Here is a 17,096-nt window from a genome sequence, read left to right on the forward strand (position 1 = left end):
ACCTGCGCGCTCTGGCAGGGGAGAGCGCAAATAAGGACAATGAGAATGCACCTGTTTTCCGACATCCGCGCCGCGGTGATTGCGGCACTCGATCAGATGGTTTCCGAAGGCGCGCTGCCCGAGGGGCTGGACTATGCAAACGTCGCGGTGGAACCCCCGCGCGATCCGCTGCATGGCGACATGGCGACCAACGCCGCGATGGTGCTGGCCAAGCCCGCCAAGTCGAAACCGCGCGACATCGCCGAGGCGCTGGCGGCCAAGCTGGCCGCAGATGACCGGATCGTCAGCGCCGATGTCGCCGGTCCCGGTTTCATCAACCTACGCCTCGATCCGAAGGTCTGGGCTGATGTGACCCACGCCGTTCTGAAAGAGGGTGCGGATTACGGGCGCTCCGATCTGGGCCGCGGCGTGAAGGTGAACGTGGAATATGTCTCCGCGAACCCGACCGGCCCGATGCATGTCGGCCATACCCGCGGCGCCGTCTTCGGCGATGCGCTGGCAAGCCTGCTGGATTTCGCGGGCTATGACGTCACGCGGGAATATTACATCAACGATGGCGGCGCGCAGGTCGATGTGCTCGCCCGCTCCGCCTATGAGCGCTATCGCGAAGCCTGTGGCCTCGAGCCGGAAATTCGCGAGGGGCTCTATCCCGGCGATTACCTGATCCCGGTCGGTGAGGCGATCAAGGCCAAGTATGGCGAGAGCCTGCTCGACAAACCCGAGGAAGACTGGCTCGAAGATATCCGCGAATTCGCGACCGAGCAGATGATGGAGATGATCCGCGAGGACCTCGCCTGTCTCGGCGTGAAAATGGATGTCTTCTCCTCCGAGAAATCGCTCTACGGCACCGGCCAGATCGAGGCGGCGCTGAAGCGGCTCGAGGATCTGGGCCTGATCTACGAGGGTGTGCTCGACCCGCCGAAGGGCAAACTGCCCGAGGATTGGGAGGAGCGCGAGCAGACCCTGTTCCGCTCGACCGAATATGGCGATGACGTGGACCGCCCGGTGAAGAAGTCGGACGGCTCGTGGACCTATTTCGCCCCCGATATCGCCTATCACTGGACCAAGATCGATCGTGGCTACGATCTGCTGATCGACGTCTTCGGCGCCGACCATGGCGGCTATGTGAAGCGGATGAAGGCAGCCGTGGCTGCGCTTTCAGATCGCAAGGTGACGCTTGATATCAAGCTGATCCAGCTGGTGAAGCTGTTCAAGAACGGCGAGCCCTTCAAGATGTCGAAGCGCGCGGGCACTTTCGTGACGCTGCGCGACGTGGTGGAGCAGGCCGGCGCGGATGTGACCCGCTTCCACATGCTCACCCGCAAGAACGACGCGCCGCTGGATTTCGATTTCGACAAGGTGCTCGAGCAGTCCAAGGACAACCCGGTCTTCTACGTGCAATATGCCCATGCCCGGGTCTGCTCGGTGCTGCGCAAGGCGGCGGAAGCGGGCTGGGACATGTCCGATGCGCGTCTCGCCGAGGTCGATCTGTCCGGCGAGTGGCATCCGTCCGAGCTGGAACTGGTCAAGAAGATCGCCGAATGGCCGCGTCTTCTGGAGATCGCGGCGCGCGCGAACGAGCCGCACCGGGTGGCTTTCTACCTCTACGATCTCGCCTCGGATCTGCACAGCCTGTGGAACCGTGGCAATGACGAGCCGTCCCTGCGCTTCCTGCAGGAGGGCGACGAGGCCGCATCGGCGGCGAAAATCGCCCTCGCACGAGCCTGTGCCGTTGTCATTTCCGCCGGTCTTGGTATTCTTGGCGTGACACCGGCTGAAGAGATGCGCTGAACGCACGCCGCCGGGAACAGGCAAATTCCGGGTCAACCGGGCAAGGCCGGGCAACCGGCGGCGAGGCGACGAGCATGACGACCTACGACTACCGCGAGAGTGGGGGTTACGGGCATGAACACCCGCAGCCCCATTACGCGCATCCCGAAGATCCCGTTCCAGAGCGTGCGCCGCGTGTCGTGTCGCGCTGGGTCAACGTGGCCGGGGCACTGACTTCGGTCGCGATGATCGCGGGTCTGGTGGTCTGGGGGTACAAGCTGGCGATGCGCGATCTGAACGGCGTGCCGGTGATCCGCGCGATGGACGGGCCCGCCCGGATCGCGCCCGAAGACCCGGGCGGCGAACTTGCGCGCCATACCGGTCTGGCTGTCAACGACGTGGCCGGCACGGGGCAGGCGGCACCTGCACCTGAGAAAGTGACTCTCGCGCCAAGCCCGGAAGGGTTCACCGACGAAGACAAGCCGATGGGCGAGCTGGCGGCGGAAACGCAGGTGGCGAGCGATGCGTCTGGCGCGGGTGACGGATCCAACCCAGCGTCCAACCCTGCCGTGGAGGCGGCGATTGCGGCGCTCGAGCCTGCCGCGCTCAATGCCGATCCGTCGCAGGTGAAGGATGCGCCCGACATTCCCGTCGAGCCTGCATTGATGAGCCCGGCCATGCCCGAGACACGCCCCGATGCGGTCGCTCAGGACGCAGCCCCCGAGAGCGACGCAGTCAGCGGTGTGATCCCGGCCTCCGTGCCGGGCGTCTCGCGCTCGCCGCGCCCGCAGTCCAAACCGATGCGCGATCAGCTGCTTGCGGCGGCGCTGGAGCAGGCGGTGACGAAGCAGATGTCGGCCGGGCAAGCGGAGGCCGGCGTCGTCGATCTCGACCCGTCCGAACTGTCGGCGGGCACGCGCCTCGTGCAGGTCGGCGCCTTCGATACGGCAGCGGCGGCGAAGGGCGAATGGGACCGGATCGCCAAGCGCTTCGACGCGCTGATGACCGACAAGAAGCGCGTGATCCAGAAGGCGAGCTCCGGCGGGCGCGATTTCTATCGCCTCCGCGTCGCGGGCTTCGACGACGTGACCGAAGCGCGCCAGTTCTGCGCGGCCCTCGTGGCCGAGCGGCAGAACTGCATCCCGACGCAGGCACGCTGATGGGCGTCGCGGCGATCTTCGGCTGCGAGGGGACCGAGCTCTCCGCGCGTGAGCGGGATTTCTTCCGCGAGGCCGATCCGTGGGGCTTCATCCTGTTCTCGCGCAATATCGATACGCCCGAGCAGGTCACGCGTCTGACCGACGCTCTGCGCGGGGCGGTGGGGCGCGATGCGCCGGTTCTGATCGATCAGGAAGGCGGGCGGGTGCAGCGGCTGCGCGGGCCCCAGTGGCGCGAATGGCTGCCGCCGCTGGAGCAGGCGAAACGGGCAGGGGCGCAGGCACCGCGCTCCTTCTGGCTGCGCTCGCGGATCATGGCCGCGGAACTGCGCGCGGTCGGCATTGATGTGAACTGCGCGCCCACCTGCGATATCGCGGGGCTTCTGACCCATCCCTTCCTGCAAAACCGTTGTCTGGGCAAGGATGCGGCGACGGTGATCGCCAATGCCCGCGCCACGGCCGAGGGGCTGCTGGCGGGCGGCGTGCTCCCGGTGATCAAGCATATTCCGGGCCACGGTCGGGCGATTTCGGACAGCCACAAGGATTTGCCGGTGGTCGAGGCCTCGAAGGCCGATCTGATCGCGACTGATTTCGCGCCGTTCAAGGCGCTTTCCGATCTGCCACTGGGCATGACGGCGCATATCCGCTTCACCGCGCTCGACGCGGCTCCCGCGACGCAGAGCGCGAAGATCATCAAGATGATCCGTGAGGAGATCGGCTTCGGCGGGCTCCTGATGAGTGACGATATCGGGATGGAGGCGCTGGCGGGCGGCTTCGGGACACGCACGGCTGCCGCGCTGGCGGCGGGCTGCGATCTGGTGCTCCATTGCAAGGGCGACATGCCCGCGATGGAAGAGGTGGCGATGGCCGCCCCGGCGATGAGCGAGGCCGCACAGGCCCGCGCCGAGGCAGCGCTGGACCGGCGCTTGCCGCCCGAGACAGTTGACATGGCCGCGCTCGATGCCGAACTTGAGGCACTCTTGAGCGGCGGCATGGATGAGTGACACCGAAAATCTGTTCGACTCGCAAACGGTCGCGGATCGGCTTCAGGCCGAGGCGCTGATCGTCGATGTCGACGGGTTCGAAGGCCCGCTCGACCTGCTGCTGACGCTCTCGCGCAGCCAGAAAGTCGATCTGCGCAAGATCTCCGTGCTGCAACTGGCAGAGCAATATCTGGCCTTCGTCGAACGCGCCAAGGCGTTGCGCATCGAGCTGGCCGCCGATTACCTCGTGATGGCGGCCTGGCTCGCCTTCCTGAAATCGCGGCTTCTGCTGCCGCCTGACCCCGAGGCCGAAGGCCCCTCGGCGGAGGATTTGGCCGAGCACCTCGCCTTCCAGCTGGAACGCCTGCAGGCGATGCGCGAGGCGGCGGCGCAGCTGATGGCGCGCGACCGGCTGGGGCGCGACACCTTCGCGCGCGGCATCTCGGAAGAGGTCGAGCGCGTCCGCAAGGTCACCTATTCGGCCTCGCTGATGGACCTGATGCAGGCCTATGCGCGCATCCGCACGCGCGATGAATTCCGCCCCTATGCGTTCGATCGGACCAATGTCTTCACGATGGAGGAGGCGCTGGACCGGATGCGCAGTCTGATCGGTTTCGCCGGTGGCTGGTCGGAGCTGACCACCTTCCTGCCCGACGGGTGGACCGCCGATCCCAAACGCCGACGCTCGGCCACCGCCGCGACATTCGCGGCCTCGCTGGAGATGGCCAAGCAAGGCCAGATCGAGCTGCGCCAGAGCGATACGTTCCAACCCATTTCGATCCGGAAGAAGACATGAACGACGAGCCGGAACAGACCGAAGAAAAAGAAGAAACCCTCTTTGCCGCGCCGCCCATTGCCGAGCAGGAGCGGATGGTCGAAGCGATCCTCTTCGCCTCTGCCGAACCCGTCCGCATCCGCGAGATGGAAGAACGGATGCCGCATGGTTGCGACCCCGCCGAGGCGCTGGTGCATCTGCGCAAGCGCTACGAGGGACGCGGCGTGCGGGTGGTGAAGGTCGGCGACGCCTGGGCCGTGCGCACCGCGCCCGATCTCGCCTTCCTGATGCAGAAAGAGACGGTTGAGGAGCGCAAGCTTTCCCGCGCCGCGGTCGAGACGCTGGCGATCATCGCCTATCACCAGCCGGTCACCCGCGCCGAGATCGAGGAGATCCGCGGCGTCGCCGTTTCGCGCGGCACGATCGACCAGTTGCTGGAAATGGAATGGATCCGCTTCGGTCGGCGCCGCATGACGCCGGGCCGACCCGTCACCTTCGTCGTGACGCAGGAATTCCTCGACCATTTCAGCCTCGAGAGCGCCCGCGACCTGCCGGGCCTCAAGGAGCTGCGCGCCGCAGGTCTGCTGGACTCGCGCCCCCTTCCGGGTGCAGGCTCGGACGACGACGAGGAGGGCGAGGAGGACGAGGTCCAGACCGGCCAATCCGAATTGTTCGAGGATTGACAGGGGGATATCCGATGAACTTCAACCAGATCATCAACATGGTCATCCGGATGTTCCTGCGCCGGGGGATCAACTGGGGGATCAACAAGGGCATCGGCATGGCTTCGAAGCGCGGCGGCAAGGGCAAGAGCGCGAGCCCGATGACGGCGCAGGAGCGCAAGCAGACCCAAACCGCGCGCGAGGCGGTCAAACGCGCGCGCAAAGCGGCGCGGATCACGCGGCGCATGTGATCTCATGGAAAAGGGCGCCGCCGGATCGACCCGCGACGCCCTTCTTCGTGCTTTCCCCTATTCACGCCTTAGCCGGGCACCGGCGCATCCTTGTGGATCAGCCCGGCCCCGCGCAGGTCCTGCCAGAACTCCGCCGGGATCGGCATGTTCATCGCCGCCACGTCGTCGATCGCCTCGTCGGGACGTCCAAGCCCCACCACCACCGTCTGCACCACATCCGGCGCTTTCGCGAATTGCAACGCGGCCGCGAGCAGACTCACCCCATGATCGAAGGCCACCTCTCTCAGGCGATCGCGCTTCTCCATCCGCTCTTTCGCGATGACACTGTTCTTGTCGCCATAATGGTAACGGTGCAGCCCCGCGAGGAAGCCCGCATTCAGCGCCGAGCCGATGACGAAGCTGTTGCCGTGCTTGCGCGCCGCCGGGAAGACCGTCTCGACCGCGTGGTCATGCTCTACCAGCGAATACTGGCTCGCCATCAGGTGCAGATCCGGATCGCTGTCTTCCATCGATTTCAGGATCGGCTCGGGTCGGTTCACGCCCATGCCCCATGCCTTGATGACCCCTTGGTCACGCAGCTCGCTCAGCGTCGCGAAACAGCCCTCGACCGCCTCGGGCCACAGCTCCAGCCAGTCCTTCGGCAGCGCGCCGTTATCGGGCGAGAGGTCGTGCACGAAGACCACGTCGAGACTGTCGAGCCCGGTGCGCTGCAACGTGTCCTCGATCGAGCGGAGCGTGCCCTCGCGGCTGTAGTCGTAGACCTCGATATTGGGCGAGGGGGAGTAGGGCATGAGCTGCTGATTGCGATGCTCGGGCCCCGCTTTCAGGAGCCGCCCGACTTTCGAGCTGAGCACGAAGCTTTCGCGCGGCTTGTGATGCAGGAACTGCCCGTAGCGGCGTTCGGCCAAGCCGACGCCGTAATGCGGCGCCACGTCGAAATAGCGGATGCCCGCTTCCCACGCGGCCTCGAGCGTGTCCGCCGCCTGCCGGTCTGTCGTGACGCGGAACTCGTTGCCAAGCGCAACGCCCCCCATGCCGATCGGGTGCGGGAGTTCGTATCTGTCGGTCATGGGGTCTCCTTTCTGGTGAGCAGGTGGGGCAACGTGAGCGGGGTGATCGGGTTCCGGGGCGCTAGCGCCCCTGCCGCCGCGCCATGAAAGCCAGTCGCTCGAACAGGTGTACGTCCTGCTCGTTCTTCAGAAGCGCCCCGTGCAGCTTCGGCAGCAGACTCGCACCTTCGCGTTTGAGGTCTTCGGGGTTCAGGTCCTCGGCGAGCAGGAGTTTCAGCCAGTCGAGCACCTCGGAGGTCGAGGGCTTCTTCTTCAGGCCCGGTGTTTCGCGGATCTCGTAGAACTGGCTCAGTGCCTCGGTCAGTAGCCGGTCCTTGATGTCGGGGAAATGGACGGCGACGATTTCGCGCATGACCGCGGGTTCCGGGAACCGGATGTAGTGGAAGAAGCAGCGGCGCAGGAAGGCGTCGGGCAGTTCCTTCTCGTTGTTCGAGGTGATGATGACGACGGGGCGGTGTTTCGCGCGGATCGTCTCGCCGGTTTCGTAGACGTGGAACTCCATTTTATCGAGTTCCTGCAGCAGGTCGTTCGGGAACTCGATATCGGCCTTGTCGACCTCGTCGATCAGTAGCACGACCTTCCGGTCCGCCTCGAAGGCCTGCCAGAGCTTGCCCTTGCGGATGTAGTTCTTAACGTCGTTGACGCGTTCGTCGCCCAGCTGGCTGTCGCGCAGACGGCTGACGGCGTCGTATTCGTAAAGGCCCTGCTGCGCCTTGGTGGTGGATTTGATGTTCCACTCGACCATCTCCATCCCGAGGCTCTGTGCCACCTGCCGCGCGAGTTCCGTCTTGCCGGTGCCCGGCTCGCCCTTCACCAGAAGGGGGCGCTCCAGCGCCACTGCGGCATTGACCGCGACGGTGAGATCGGGCGGGGCGACATAGCTGTCGGTCGATTGGAATTGCACGGGGGATACGCTCCGGTTTCGAGATCGCTACGCAATGATCTTGCGCAAATCGTTTGCAACCTATCTGCGCCAAAATGCTGCCGCAACCCAGGCGTAAGAATTGATGAGGAAACGCGCAGTGATGGTGAATGCGGACGTGACAACCCTGTGTTCTTGGGGTATTGGAGCGCCCGAGGAGAGTTGGCCGATGGCGAATGACGATCATGGTGGCGCCCCCGGCCCGGAAGAGAGGGCAGGTATGAGAGCAGAAGTTTTCCTTCCGGATGATTATCGTCCGGCCGAGAATGAACCCTTCATGAATGACCGGCAGCTGGAATATTTCCGCAGAAAGCTTCTGGCGTGGAAGGCCGAACTTCTCGAACAATCCGCTGAAACGCTGGAAGGTCTCGCGGAATCGGCGCGCAACGTGCCCGATATTGCCGACCGCGCCTCCGAGGAAACCGATCGTGCGCTGGAACTGCGCACCCGCGACCGTCAGCGCAAGCTGGTCAGCAAGATCGACTCGGCGCTGCGCCGTATCGAGAATGGCGAATACGGTTATTGCGAAAAGACCGGGGAGCCGATCTCGCTCAAGCGTCTCGATGCGCGTCCGATCGCGACGATGACGCTGGAAGCGCAGGAGAAGCACGAGCGCCGCGAGCGGGTGCATCGCGACGACTGATCCCACGCGCGGATTGCGCGTGTCGGAGAACGAAACGCGCGTTGCCTTCGGGCGGGAAGGCGCGCAAAACATTTCGACACCGGCACCGCCAAGGTGCCGGTGTTCGCTTTTCAAGGAGGTCCCATGCTGATCGGGCGCAAGGTTACGGTTCTGGGTGCGGGGATCGCGGGGCTGACAGTGGCGCGGGCCTTGGCGATGCGCGGCGCGGATGTCGAGGTGCTCGAACAGGCCGAGGCGATCCGCGAGGTCGGCGCTGGGCTGCAGGTTTCGCCCAACGGGGCGGCTGTGCTGCGCGCGCTGGGGCTGGGCGAGGCGCTGGAGGCGGCGGGGCCGCGCGCCGAGGCGGTGCGGCTCGTCGATGGCGAGACCGGGAGCCAGGTGGCCAAGCTCGACATGGCGCGGTTGCGGCCCGATGCCGATTACCATTTCGTTCACCGCGCCCGGCTGATCGAACTGCTGGCCGAAGGCGCGCGCGAGGCCGGTGTGAAGATCCGTCTTCTGCAACAGATCGAGCGGGTGGACCTGTCGGGGCCGCATCCGGTCTTGCACACCAAGCAGGGTGCACAGATCGAAACCGATCTGCTGATCGGCGCGGACGGGCTGAATTCCAAGGCGCGCGAGGCGCTCAACGGGCGGGTGGCGCCCTTCTTCACCCATCAGGTGGCGTGGCGCGCGCTGGTGCCGTGCGACGATGCCGAGCCGAAGATCGCGCAGGTCTTCATGGGCGCAGGCAAGCACCTTGTGAGCTATCCGCTGGGCCGGGGGCTGCGCAATATCGTGGCGGTCGAGGAGCGGCATCGCTGGGTCGAGGAGAGCTGGGCGCTCGAGGATGATCCGATCAATCTGCGCACCGCCTTCGAGGATTTCTGCCCGACCGTGCGCGGCTGGCTCGATCAGGCCGAGAAAGTTAACCTATGGGGCCTGTTCCGTCACCCTGTGGCCGAGCGCTGGTTCGCGCCCGGTATCGCGATTCTGGGCGACGCCGCGCATCCCACTCTGCCTTTCCTTGCGCAGGGTGCCGTGATGGCGATGGAGGATGCCTGGGTTCTGGCCGAGGCGCTTGCCAATCACGAGACCGACGAGCTGGCTTTCGCGGCCTATCAGAATGCGCGCTGGGATCGCTGTGACCGGATCGTGGCCGCGGCGAACAAGAACGCGCGGAATTATCACCTGTCAGGAGCTCCGCGCACCTTGGGTCATCTCGCTTTGCGTGCCGCCTCCCGGTTCACTCCGGAGCGGCTGGTCGGGCGTTTCGACTGGATTTATGGCCACGACGTGACGCAGCAGGCCGGGTAGGGCGGTGGTGCCTGTCTGAGGGCGCGGGGCGACCAGCCCCGGGCCGCGCCCGACCCTCAGTCGACACAGAGACGCTGCCCCGGCCCTTCGCTTGCGCTTCGGGCGTTCGCCGGGCGTCCTTCCACTGGAAGGCCGCTTTTCCCGGCTCACCCCATCCGGAAATGCTTGGCGAGCTTCAGGCCCTGACCCTGGTAGTTCGAGGCGATGTCCTTGCCGTAAAGCTGGCGCGGCTCCTCGGCCATGCGCTCATAGACGAGACGGCCCACGACTTGCCCGTGCTCGAGCGCGAAGGGGGCCTCGTGGCAGCGCACCTCCAGCACCCCGCGCGACCCGGTGCCGCCCGCAGCCCCATGCCCGAAGCCGGGATCGAAGAAGCCCGCGTAATGGACGCGGAACTCGCCGACCATCGCCAGATAGGGCGCCATTTCGGCGGCGTGGTCGGGCGGGATCGTCACCGCCTCGCGGCTGACGAGGATGTAGAACGCGCCGGGGTCGAGGATGATGCGGCCATCGGAGGCGCGCACCTCTTCCCAGAAATCGCGGGCCGGGTAATGGCCGATCTTGTCGATGTCGATCACCCCGGTGTGGGGCTTGGCGCGGTAGCCCACCAGATCGCCCTCAGAGGGCTTCAGATCGACCGAGAAGCCCAGACCCTCGTCGATCACGGCGGGGCCATCCACGAGCGGCTCCTGCTGGTGCAGGATCTTCAACTCGGCATCGCTGAGCACCGCCTGACCTGCACGGAATCGGATCTGGTTGAGGCGCATGCCGGGCCGTACCAGAACCGAGAAGCTGCGCGGGCAGATCTCGGCATAAAGCGGGCCGCTATAGCCTTGGGGGATTCGGTCGAACTCGGTGCCGTCATCGGTGATTAGCCGCGTCAGCAGATCGAGCCGTCCGGTGGAGCTTTTGGCATTGGCGACCGCCGTGACGCCCTCAGGCAGCGCGAGGCTCTCCATCAGCGGCACGAGATAGACGCAGCCCTTTTCCAGCACCACGCCGTCATCGGTCAGCGCCATGCGGTGCATCTCGAAGTCATGCAGGCGATGCGAGACCTTCTGGCCTTTGCCCGCTAGGAACGAGGCGCGCAGCCGGTAGGCCACGGTGCCAAGCCGCAGGTCGAGGCTCGCAGGTTGGATCTGTTCGGGAATGATGGCCGGATCCGCAGCGATCTCTCCGCGCGTGATCATCTCTTGCAGCATCGTGTCGGGCAGCACGCCGATGGTCATCCGATCCCTCCTCCGGATACACGAACGCCCACCCCGATGAAGAGGTGGGCGTTTGTCGAAATGGTCGGGCTGGCGAGATTCGAACTCACGACCTTCCGTCCCCCAGACGGACGCGCTAACCAGGCTGCGCCACAGCCCGACGAGGGGGATATAGTGCGAACCGGGCGGCGGGTGCAAGCAGTTAGTGAGAGAAATTTCACGCCAATTCGTCCGGGGTTGCGATCACTCATTCCGCGCGCGTGGAGCCATGCTGCGCGAGCCTCAGCTGAAGGGCCTGCGCACGCAGACGCAACATGCGCAGATCGCCTCGATCGGCAGGGCTGAGCCGCGCCGGATCGAGGGTGCGCAGCCCGTGCAACAGCTTGGCCAGATCGGCCCGCGGGGCGCTTTTCGCGGCGCGGTCCTGCCCCCCGCGATCGATCGTCATCGCCACGACAGGAGCCAACGGTTCCGGCTCGGGTTCGACATCGAGCGCCATCGGGGCCTCTGCGTCATCCTCCGACTCGTCCAGTTCGGGAGATTCGCGGGAAGCGGTTTCCGACTCGTCGAAGAACGAGGGCTGCGAGGCGCCGGGAAAGGGGGTGACAGAGCCGCTCTCATGGGCCTCGATCGGCGCCTCCACGGAGGCGTTCAGGTCGAGCAGTTCCTCGGGACGCTCGGGCAGCGCTTCGCTTGGCGCGCTGCTCTCGGTGGCGTCTTCAGCCGCCGCCTGCACGACGTCCTCGTGGGCCGCCGCCTCTCGCGGGGCGTCCTCCTGCGGAGAGGCGTCTGTCGCGGCCGCGTCGACCGTCTCGGGCGCAGGTTCCTGCGGCGCGGGTTCTTGCGTCTGGGTATCCTCTTCGGGCGCCGGGCTGGGCTGGGGCGCGGCAACCGGAGCGATTGGCTCCGGAGTGCTCTGCGTGGCCTCACCGGTCTCGCGCTCATCCTCGAGGCTGACTTCCGCCCGCGCGGCCACCTCGCGGATACCTTCCTCGCGCAGCAATTTCTGCACGCCGCGGATGGTCATACCCTCGTCATGCAGCAGACGCTTGATGCCGCCCAGAAGTGCGACGTCAGCGGGCCGGTAATACCGCCGCCCGCCCGCGCGCTTCACCGGCTTCACTTGGGTGAACTTGCTCTCCCAGAACCGGAGAACATGGGTCGGCGTGTCGAGAAGGTCTGAAACCTCAGAGATCGTCCGAAACGCGTCGGCGGATTTACCCATCGGTAGGACCTGTCACTTGTTGTCGGGTTACTTCGAATTGCCCGCCGCCACGCGGTCCTTCATCAGATGCGAGGGACGGAAGGACAGCACGCGACGCGGCGAGATCGGAACCTCTTCGCCGGTCTTGGGATTGCGGCCCATGCGCTTGGCTTTCTCGCGCACCGAGAAGGTACCGAAAGAGCTTATCTTGACCGTCTCTCCCTCCACGAGGGCGTCGGACATATGCTGCAGCACGCTTTCGACGAGCTGCGCCGATTCATTGCGCGACAATCCAACCTCGCGGAACACCGCTTCGCTGAGATCCATGCGCGTCAGGGTCTTCGACATCCTATCCCCCCGGATAAAGAATTTCGCTAACAGTGACCGACCGTAATTCCCGAGTCAATATCAAGCACTTGGCGGACGGGCTTGATGCGCGGGCTCACGCGCGTTTGCGCGGGCGACGCTTAAAACGAATGCAGAGAGGCCGCGCTTACCAGCGCAGAACCACAGAGCCCCATGCCAGACCGCCGCCGATCGCCTCGGTGACCAGAACCTGGCCTTCCTTGATCTGGCCGCGTTGCTTGCCGACCGAGAGGGCCAGCGGGATCGAGGCCGCGGAGGTGTTGCCGTGGTCCTGAACCGTGACGATCACGCGGTCCATCGGCAGCTGCATCCGCTCGGCCGTGGCTGCGATGATGCGCAGGTTCGCCTGATGCGGCACGATCCAGTCGACGTTCTCGCCGGTGAGCCCGGCCTTATCGAGGGCTTTGTGCGCAGTCTCGGCCAGCTTGGTGACCGCGTGTTTGAAGACCGCGTTGCCCTGCATGCGCAGATGACCCGCCGTGCCGGTGGTCGACACCCCGCCGTCGACATAGAGCAGGTCCTTGTAGCGCCCGTCGGAATGCAGGTCCGACGACAGGATCCCGCGATCGGTCGACGTGCCGGTGCCCTCGGCGGCTTCGAGGATCAGCGCGCCCGCGCCATCCCCGAACAGCACGCAGGTGCCCCGGTCGGTCCAGTCCATGATCCGCGAGAAGGTCTCGGCGCCGATCACCAGCACGCGCTCGGCCTGACCCGAGAGGATGAGCCCGTTCGCATTGGTCAGCGCGAAGATGAAGCCCGCGCAGACCGCCTGCACGTCATAGGCAAAGCCCGTGGTCGAGCCCAGCCCCGCCTGAACCATCGTGGCGACGGAAGGGAAAGTGCTGTCGGGCGTCGAGGTCGCGACGACGATCGCGTCGATCTGGTCGACGCTCATATTCGCGTCTTCGAGCGCGGCTTTCGCGGCCTTGATCGCGAGATCCGAAGTGTATTCCCCCTCGGCGGCGATGTGGCGGCGTTCGATCCCGGTGCGGCCGCGAATCCATTCATCCGTGGTATCGAGCGTTTTCTCGAACTCGGCGTTCTCGACAACGCGCTCGGGCAGGTAATGGCCCACGCCGCGCACCACGGATCTGATCGTCATTGGCTGCTCTCGCTTTTCTCGGCGGCAGATGGCGCGCCGGATTTGGCCTCATCCTGCCCCGAGGGAAGGGCAGTGGCAACCCGTGCGGCAAGCTTCGCGCCGAAGCCCGAGCGTGCCAGTCGGGCGGCCAGTTCGATCGCGGCGGCGAAGCTGGTGGCATCCGCCGAGCCGTGCGATTTCACGACCGTGCCGTTGAGGCCGAGGAAGACGCCGCCATTGGCGCGGCGCGGATCGGTCTTGTGCCGCAGGCGCTTGAGCGCGCCCATCGCCAGGAGTGCGCCCAGCTTCGACATGACGGAAGAGGTCAGCGCCTCGCGCAGCAGTTCGGCCACGAATTTTGCCGTGCCCTCGCCGGTTTTCAGCGCGACATTGCCGGTGAAGCCGTCGGTCACGATGACGTCAGCACGGGCGCCGGCAAGCTCGTTGCCCTCGACGAAACCCGCGAAGTCGAACTGCCCCGCCTCTTGGGCGTTGCTGATCAGCTCATGGGCTTCTCGCAGCTCGGGGCGGCCCTTGTGCTCTTCGGTGCCGATATTCAACAGACCTACGCGCGGACGCTCCAGCCCCAGCGCGTTGCGCGCATAGGACGTGCCCATCAGGGCGTAGGTCAGCAGATCCTCCGCATCGGCTTTCACGTCGGCGCCCATATCGAGCATGACATTCCAGCCAGCAGGCCCACGCGACGGCCAGAAGGAGGCGATGGCCGGACGGTTCACGCCCGGCACCTTGCGCAGCCGCATCATCGAGATCAGCATCAGCGCCCCGGTATTCCCGCAGGAGACCGCGACATCGGCCTCCTTGTCGCGCACCGATTCGATGGCCGACCACATGGAGGTATCCTGCCCGCTGCGCAGAACCTGCGCGGGCTTGTCCTCCATCGTGACGGTCCGTTCGGCGTGGCGCAGGTCGATGCATTCGCCAAGATCATGCTTGGCGATCAGCGGTTCGAGCTGCGCGCGCGGGCCGTGGATGATGAAATGCAGATCGGGTTGGGCGTGGTGCGCCTTCGCGACACCGGCGATCGTGGCCTCGGGGCCAAGATCGCCGCCCATAGCGTCGATGGACAGAACGACAGCGCCGGCATTCGCCGGCGCTTTGCCCTTCTGGGCGGCCTGCATCTCTGCGGCCTTCATCTGCGATCCCGTCTGCGGCTGGTCTTGCGAGTCTTGCATGACGTGCGGCGCGGGTCGACGGGCTTACGCCGCGTCGTCGTCCAGGTCGACCTCTTCGGTCAGAGCGACGACCTCACGGTCGGCGTAGTGACCGCAGGACGGGCAGACGTGGTGCGGGCGCTTGAGTTCGCCGCAGCTGGGGCATTCCGCCGGGTTTGCAGCGGTAAGCGAGTCGTGGGCGCGGCGCATGTTACGGCGCGAACGCGTGACTTTATTCTGAGGGACAGCCATGTCTCAACCTCGGGGTTTCGGGGGCCAGTAGCCCGTGTTTGCGGCGTTACAGCCCTGATTTTCCTTGTGGTTTCGTCACTTGGCCGAAAGCGTCTCTCGGGGTGCGAAGCCAAACGTCGAATGAGGCCGGGAACATACTCGGATTCTTTTTCCGTGCAAGCCTTTTTTCCGGCCTTTTTTCAAGCGGTTTCGGGCGGTGCGAAACCGCGTCTTCCACTAGGCGTCGCCCTTACCGCTTTCGCCCTTGGCAAGCAAGTCGCGCAGATTGGCAAAAGGCTTCATCTGCTCGTCGCTGAGCGGCTCCGCGCCAGGCTCGGTAACCTGCGCGCCTTCCAGCTCCGCGCCTTCCGCGCGCGGATAGAGCGGCAGGGCCAGCTCCATCGCCTCGAGCGCGACGACGCCGAGATTCACCGTCGCGGGCAGCGGCTCGGCGGTCTCATCCTCGGGCATCTCGACTTCTTCGGAGGTCGGCATCTCCATATCGGCGAGATAACGCCGTACCACTTCTTCGCGGATATCGGTCGTGACCGGGGCGAGGGTGATCACACAATCCTGAACCACGCGGGCCTCGAGGGTCGCGCGCAGCTCCCAGTCCGAGCGGCCCTTCGGCGCGAGCTCGCCTTTAAGCCGCAGCGCCTCGACGCCGCGAATATCCGCCCAGTCTGCAATCGCTTGCAGCCGCTCTCCCTTGGCCTCGATGTCGAAGCGCGTCGGCTTTCGGCTGGGCAGATCGGCCAGCCGCATCGGCTCGCTCCAGATCGTTTCGGGGGCGGCGGGCAGGTCGGGATCGACGGGGGTCTGTGTCATGTCCGGCTCCTTGTTTTGGGTCGCGCGGTGCTGTCTGGCGACCCTTTGCATGCGCCCGAGTGCCCTGTCGGCGCGCTCTAGCGCTTGAGGGCGGCGCAGTCATGATGTAAGCGTCACTAAAAGCCCGAAGTGTCAGAGGCAATAGGGGGTTGCAGGTGGGGATCGGTTCAATGATGCGCAAGGCCATGCTGTTAATCGCGTTCGGCGTGGTGCTTATCGCGGGGGCCTGTTCTCCGATCTACCGCAACCACGGGTATGTGCCGATTGACGAAGACCTCGCCCAGATCGAGGTCGGCAAGAGCACACGCGACGATGTCGCTGCCGCGATCGGGCGGCCGAGCTCCACCGGGCTGCTGGAAGGCTCGGGCTGGTACTACGTCGGTTCGCGCTGGAAAACCGTGACCTGGCACGCTCCGCAGGAAATCAGCCGCGAAGTCGTCGCCGTGTCCTTCAATGACAATGGCGTCGTCTCGAATGTCGAACGCTTCGGCCTCGAGAAGGGTCAGGTCGTGACGCTGTCGCGCCGCGTGACCGAGAGCAAGGTCAAGGGCATCGGCTTCTTGCGTCAGCTGATGGGTTCGATCGGTCGCGTCAATGCGGGTCAGGTTCTCGGAAATAACTGATCGCAGCAGGGCGGCCCCGAGGCGAGTGCCGTCATGATCTGCGAGGTCGCATGTCCCTGAGTTTCGCAAAAGGCACCTATCAGGTCCGCGAGGCGGAGACCCCTGCGGATCGAGAGGCCGCGCTTGCACTGCGCGCGGCGGCCTTCCGGAATGGCGCCTCGGATGCCGATCGCTTCGACCCGCTTTGCCGCCACATCCTGATTTGCGACGATCACGGCCCCGCCGCCGCCGCGCGGCTTTTGCTGTTGGGGTGTGGGGCGGTGCTGCCTGAGGGCTATTGCGCGCAGTTCTACGATCTCGCGCCGCTCGCCGCATGGTCCGGGCCGATTCTCGAACTGGGACGGTTCTGCACGCGTCCGGGCCTGCGCGATCCCGATGTGCTGCGTCTGGGCTGGGCTGCGATTACACGGATTGCCGAGGAAACCGGGGCAGAGCTTCTGATTGGCTGCTCCTCCTTCACTGGAAGCGACTGGCGGACGCATCGCTCAGGGCTCGCGCATCTCGCGGCTCGCGCGCTTGGCCCAGAGGCGTTGCGTCCGCGCCCCAAAGCGTCCGAGCGTGTGGACTACCCTGCTGCCCTGGCGGGGGAGGTTGGTGACGTCAGTGCCTTGCCGCCGCTGCTGCGATCCTATCTCGGGATGGGCGGATGGGTATCGGATCACGCCGTGATCGATCGCGACCTCGACACCTGTCACGTCTTCACCGCACTGGAGATCGCCGCGATCCCCGAGGCGCGGCGGCGCAGCTTGCGGGCGCTGGCCGGGTAACACGGACGTTTCGGAGGGCTGAGAAGGCAGGAGCCTCCGGCGGGGATATTTGTCCCAAGGGGAAGAAGACGTCTGCGCTCATAGGGG

At 65.6% G+C, this 17,096-nt stretch carries 19 protein-coding genes and 1 tRNA gene; 10 read left to right on the forward strand and 10 right to left on the reverse strand.

What is annotated here, in order from left to right:
• The first annotated feature begins 45 nt into the window (after positions 1-45).
• The 6 genes from argS (at position 46) to B6V75_RS15550 (ending at position 5,598) form a co-directional block, all read left to right on the forward strand.
• Positions 46-1,791 (forward strand): arginine--tRNA ligase, encoded by a 1,746-nt coding sequence (gene argS / locus B6V75_RS15525; RefSeq protein WP_075775500.1) that lies wholly within the window; start codon positions 46-48, stop codon positions 1,789-1,791.
• Positions 1,792-1,865: 74 nt separating this feature from the next.
• Positions 1,866-2,930: an SPOR domain-containing protein gene (locus tag B6V75_RS15530; protein WP_075775499.1), complete on the forward strand. Its 1,065-nt coding sequence runs from the start codon at positions 1,866-1,868 to the stop codon at positions 2,928-2,930.
• Positions 2,930-3,931 (forward strand): beta-N-acetylhexosaminidase, encoded by a 1,002-nt coding sequence (nagZ, locus tag B6V75_RS15535; protein ID WP_088720277.1) that lies wholly within the window; start codon positions 2,930-2,932, stop codon positions 3,929-3,931. The genes B6V75_RS15530 and nagZ overlap by 1 nt, the downstream gene beginning before the upstream one ends.
• Positions 3,924-4,706, forward strand: coding sequence for a ScpA family protein (locus tag B6V75_RS15540; RefSeq protein WP_075775497.1), 783 nt, complete (start codon positions 3,924-3,926; stop codon positions 4,704-4,706). The genes nagZ and B6V75_RS15540 overlap by 8 nt, the downstream gene beginning before the upstream one ends.
• On the forward strand, positions 4,703-5,368 hold the full coding sequence (scpB, locus tag B6V75_RS15545; protein WP_088720278.1) for an SMC-Scp complex subunit ScpB: 666 nt from the start codon (positions 4,703-4,705) through the stop codon (positions 5,366-5,368). The genes B6V75_RS15540 and scpB overlap by 4 nt, the downstream gene beginning before the upstream one ends.
• Before the next feature lie 14 nt (positions 5,369-5,382).
• On the forward strand, positions 5,383-5,598 hold the full coding sequence (locus B6V75_RS15550) for a hypothetical protein (protein WP_088720279.1): 216 nt from the start codon (positions 5,383-5,385) through the stop codon (positions 5,596-5,598).
• 68 nt (positions 5,599-5,666) lie between these two features.
• Here the strand turns inward: B6V75_RS15550 and B6V75_RS15555 are convergent, their stop codons facing one another.
• Together B6V75_RS15555 and B6V75_RS15560 are read right to left on the reverse strand one after the other, a co-directional pair.
• Positions 5,667-6,668 carry an aldo/keto reductase gene (locus tag B6V75_RS15555; RefSeq protein WP_088720280.1) on the reverse strand — a complete coding sequence of 334 codons (1,002 nt, stop codon included), beginning with the start codon at positions 6,666-6,668 and terminating at the stop codon, positions 5,667-5,669.
• Between the two features lie 61 nt (positions 6,669-6,729).
• On the reverse strand, positions 6,730-7,572 hold the full coding sequence (locus B6V75_RS15560) for a MoxR family ATPase (RefSeq protein ID WP_088720281.1): 843 nt from the start codon (positions 7,570-7,572) through the stop codon (positions 6,730-6,732).
• A gap of 238 nt (positions 7,573-7,810) precedes the next feature.
• Between B6V75_RS15560 and dksA the strand changes: the two genes are divergently transcribed.
• Positions 7,811-8,233, forward strand: coding sequence for an RNA polymerase-binding protein DksA (gene dksA / locus B6V75_RS15565; RefSeq protein ID WP_075775492.1), 423 nt, complete (start codon positions 7,811-7,813; stop codon positions 8,231-8,233).
• A gap of 123 nt (positions 8,234-8,356) precedes the next feature.
• Positions 8,357-9,529 carry an FAD-dependent monooxygenase gene (locus B6V75_RS15570; protein WP_075775491.1) on the forward strand — a complete coding sequence of 391 codons (1,173 nt, stop codon included), beginning with the start codon at positions 8,357-8,359 and terminating at the stop codon, positions 9,527-9,529.
• Positions 9,530-9,675: 146 nt separating this feature from the next.
• Here B6V75_RS15570 and B6V75_RS15575 read toward each other — a convergent pair whose 3' ends face one another.
• The 8 genes from B6V75_RS15575 to B6V75_RS15610 all read right to left on the reverse strand — a co-directional run bounded on the left by B6V75_RS15575 (position 9,676) and on the right by B6V75_RS15610 (position 15,619).
• Complete coding sequence (locus B6V75_RS15575; RefSeq protein ID WP_075775490.1) at positions 9,676-10,758, reverse strand: 2'-deoxycytidine 5'-triphosphate deaminase; 1,083 nt, start codon at positions 10,756-10,758, stop codon at positions 9,676-9,678.
• A gap of 61 nt (positions 10,759-10,819) precedes the next feature.
• Positions 10,820-10,897, reverse strand: a tRNA-Pro gene (locus B6V75_RS15580).
• An 87-nt stretch (positions 10,898-10,984) separates the two neighbouring features.
• Positions 10,985-11,962: a MerR family transcriptional regulator gene (locus tag B6V75_RS15585; RefSeq protein WP_088720282.1), complete on the reverse strand. Its 978-nt coding sequence runs from the start codon at positions 11,960-11,962 to the stop codon at positions 10,985-10,987.
• Between the two features lie 27 nt (positions 11,963-11,989).
• Positions 11,990-12,289, reverse strand: coding sequence for an integration host factor subunit alpha (ihfA, locus tag B6V75_RS15590; RefSeq protein ID WP_075775489.1), 300 nt, complete (start codon positions 12,287-12,289; stop codon positions 11,990-11,992).
• A 145-nt stretch (positions 12,290-12,434) separates the two neighbouring features.
• A complete protein-coding gene (locus B6V75_RS15595) occupies positions 12,435-13,409 on the reverse strand; it encodes a beta-ketoacyl-ACP synthase III (protein WP_075775488.1) in 975 nt (324 codons plus the stop codon).
• A complete protein-coding gene (gene plsX, locus B6V75_RS15600; RefSeq protein WP_075775729.1) occupies positions 13,406-14,527 on the reverse strand; it encodes a phosphate acyltransferase PlsX in 1,122 nt (373 codons plus the stop codon). Before plsX ends, B6V75_RS15595 begins: the two co-directional genes overlap by 4 nt.
• A gap of 78 nt (positions 14,528-14,605) precedes the next feature.
• Positions 14,606-14,812 (reverse strand): 50S ribosomal protein L32, encoded by a 207-nt coding sequence (gene rpmF / locus B6V75_RS15605; protein ID WP_075775487.1) that lies wholly within the window; start codon positions 14,810-14,812, stop codon positions 14,606-14,608.
• Positions 14,813-15,028: 216 nt separating this feature from the next.
• Positions 15,029-15,619: a DUF177 domain-containing protein gene (locus B6V75_RS15610; RefSeq protein ID WP_088720283.1), complete on the reverse strand. Its 591-nt coding sequence runs from the start codon at positions 15,617-15,619 to the stop codon at positions 15,029-15,031.
• A 170-nt stretch (positions 15,620-15,789) separates the two neighbouring features.
• Here B6V75_RS15610 and bamE point away from each other — a divergent pair, with 170 nt between their 5' ends.
• Together bamE and B6V75_RS15620 are read left to right on the forward strand one after the other, a co-directional pair.
• Positions 15,790-16,242, forward strand: a complete 453-nt coding sequence (gene bamE / locus B6V75_RS15615) for an outer membrane protein assembly factor BamE (RefSeq protein ID WP_075775485.1) — start codon at positions 15,790-15,792, stop codon at positions 16,240-16,242.
• Between the two features lie 50 nt (positions 16,243-16,292).
• Entirely contained in the window at positions 16,293-17,009 is a 717-nt protein-coding gene (locus B6V75_RS15620; protein ID WP_088720284.1) for a GNAT family N-acyltransferase, read from the forward strand.
• The last annotated feature ends 87 nt before the right edge of the window (positions 17,010-17,096 follow it).

The organism is Thioclava sp. F1Mire-8 (genome assembly GCF_002213165.1).
Taxonomy (GTDB): domain Bacteria; phylum Pseudomonadota; class Alphaproteobacteria; order Rhodobacterales; family Rhodobacteraceae; genus Thioclava; species Thioclava nitratireducens.

What these genes read in the sequence shown, in the direction of transcription:
- B6V75_RS15550 (WP_088720279.1), top strand. Translation starts at nt 5,383, where the DNA reads ATGAACTTCAACCAGATCATCAACATGGTCATCCGGATGTTCCTGCGC.
- scpB (WP_088720278.1), top strand. Translation starts at nt 4,703, where the DNA reads ATGAACGACGAGCCGGAACAGACCGAAGAAAAAGAAGAAACCCTCTTT.
- B6V75_RS15620 (WP_088720284.1), top strand. Translation starts at nt 16,293, where the DNA reads ATGTCCCTGAGTTTCGCAAAAGGCACCTATCAGGTCCGCGAGGCGGAG.
- B6V75_RS15595 (WP_075775488.1), bottom strand. Translation starts at nt 13,409, where the DNA reads ATGACGATCAGATCCGTGGTGCGCGGCGTGGGCCATTACCTGCCCGAG.
- B6V75_RS15570 (WP_075775491.1), top strand. Translation starts at nt 8,357, where the DNA reads ATGCTGATCGGGCGCAAGGTTACGGTTCTGGGTGCGGGGATCGCGGGG.
- ihfA (WP_075775489.1), bottom strand. Translation starts at nt 12,289, where the DNA reads ATGTCGAAGACCCTGACGCGCATGGATCTCAGCGAAGCGGTGTTCCGC.
- B6V75_RS15610 (WP_088720283.1), bottom strand. Translation starts at nt 15,619, where the DNA reads ATGACACAGACCCCCGTCGATCCCGACCTGCCCGCCGCCCCCGAAACG.
- B6V75_RS15555 (WP_088720280.1), bottom strand. Translation starts at nt 6,668, where the DNA reads ATGACCGACAGATACGAACTCCCGCACCCGATCGGCATGGGGGGCGTT.
- argS (WP_075775500.1), top strand. Translation starts at nt 46, where the DNA reads ATGCACCTGTTTTCCGACATCCGCGCCGCGGTGATTGCGGCACTCGAT.
- dksA (WP_075775492.1), top strand. Translation starts at nt 7,811, where the DNA reads ATGAGAGCAGAAGTTTTCCTTCCGGATGATTATCGTCCGGCCGAGAAT.
- B6V75_RS15540 (WP_075775497.1), top strand. Translation starts at nt 3,924, where the DNA reads ATGAGTGACACCGAAAATCTGTTCGACTCGCAAACGGTCGCGGATCGG.
- B6V75_RS15530 (WP_075775499.1), top strand. Translation starts at nt 1,866, where the DNA reads ATGACGACCTACGACTACCGCGAGAGTGGGGGTTACGGGCATGAACAC.
- nagZ (WP_088720277.1), top strand. Translation starts at nt 2,930, where the DNA reads ATGGGCGTCGCGGCGATCTTCGGCTGCGAGGGGACCGAGCTCTCCGCG.
- rpmF (WP_075775487.1), bottom strand. Translation starts at nt 14,812, where the DNA reads ATGGCTGTCCCTCAGAATAAAGTCACGCGTTCGCGCCGTAACATGCGC.
- plsX (WP_075775729.1), bottom strand. Translation starts at nt 14,527, where the DNA reads ATGCAGGCCGCCCAGAAGGGCAAAGCGCCGGCGAATGCCGGCGCTGTC.
- B6V75_RS15585 (WP_088720282.1), bottom strand. Translation starts at nt 11,962, where the DNA reads ATGGGTAAATCCGCCGACGCGTTTCGGACGATCTCTGAGGTTTCAGAC.
- bamE (WP_075775485.1), top strand. Translation starts at nt 15,790, where the DNA reads ATGATGCGCAAGGCCATGCTGTTAATCGCGTTCGGCGTGGTGCTTATC.
- B6V75_RS15575 (WP_075775490.1), bottom strand. Translation starts at nt 10,758, where the DNA reads ATGACCATCGGCGTGCTGCCCGACACGATGCTGCAAGAGATGATCACG.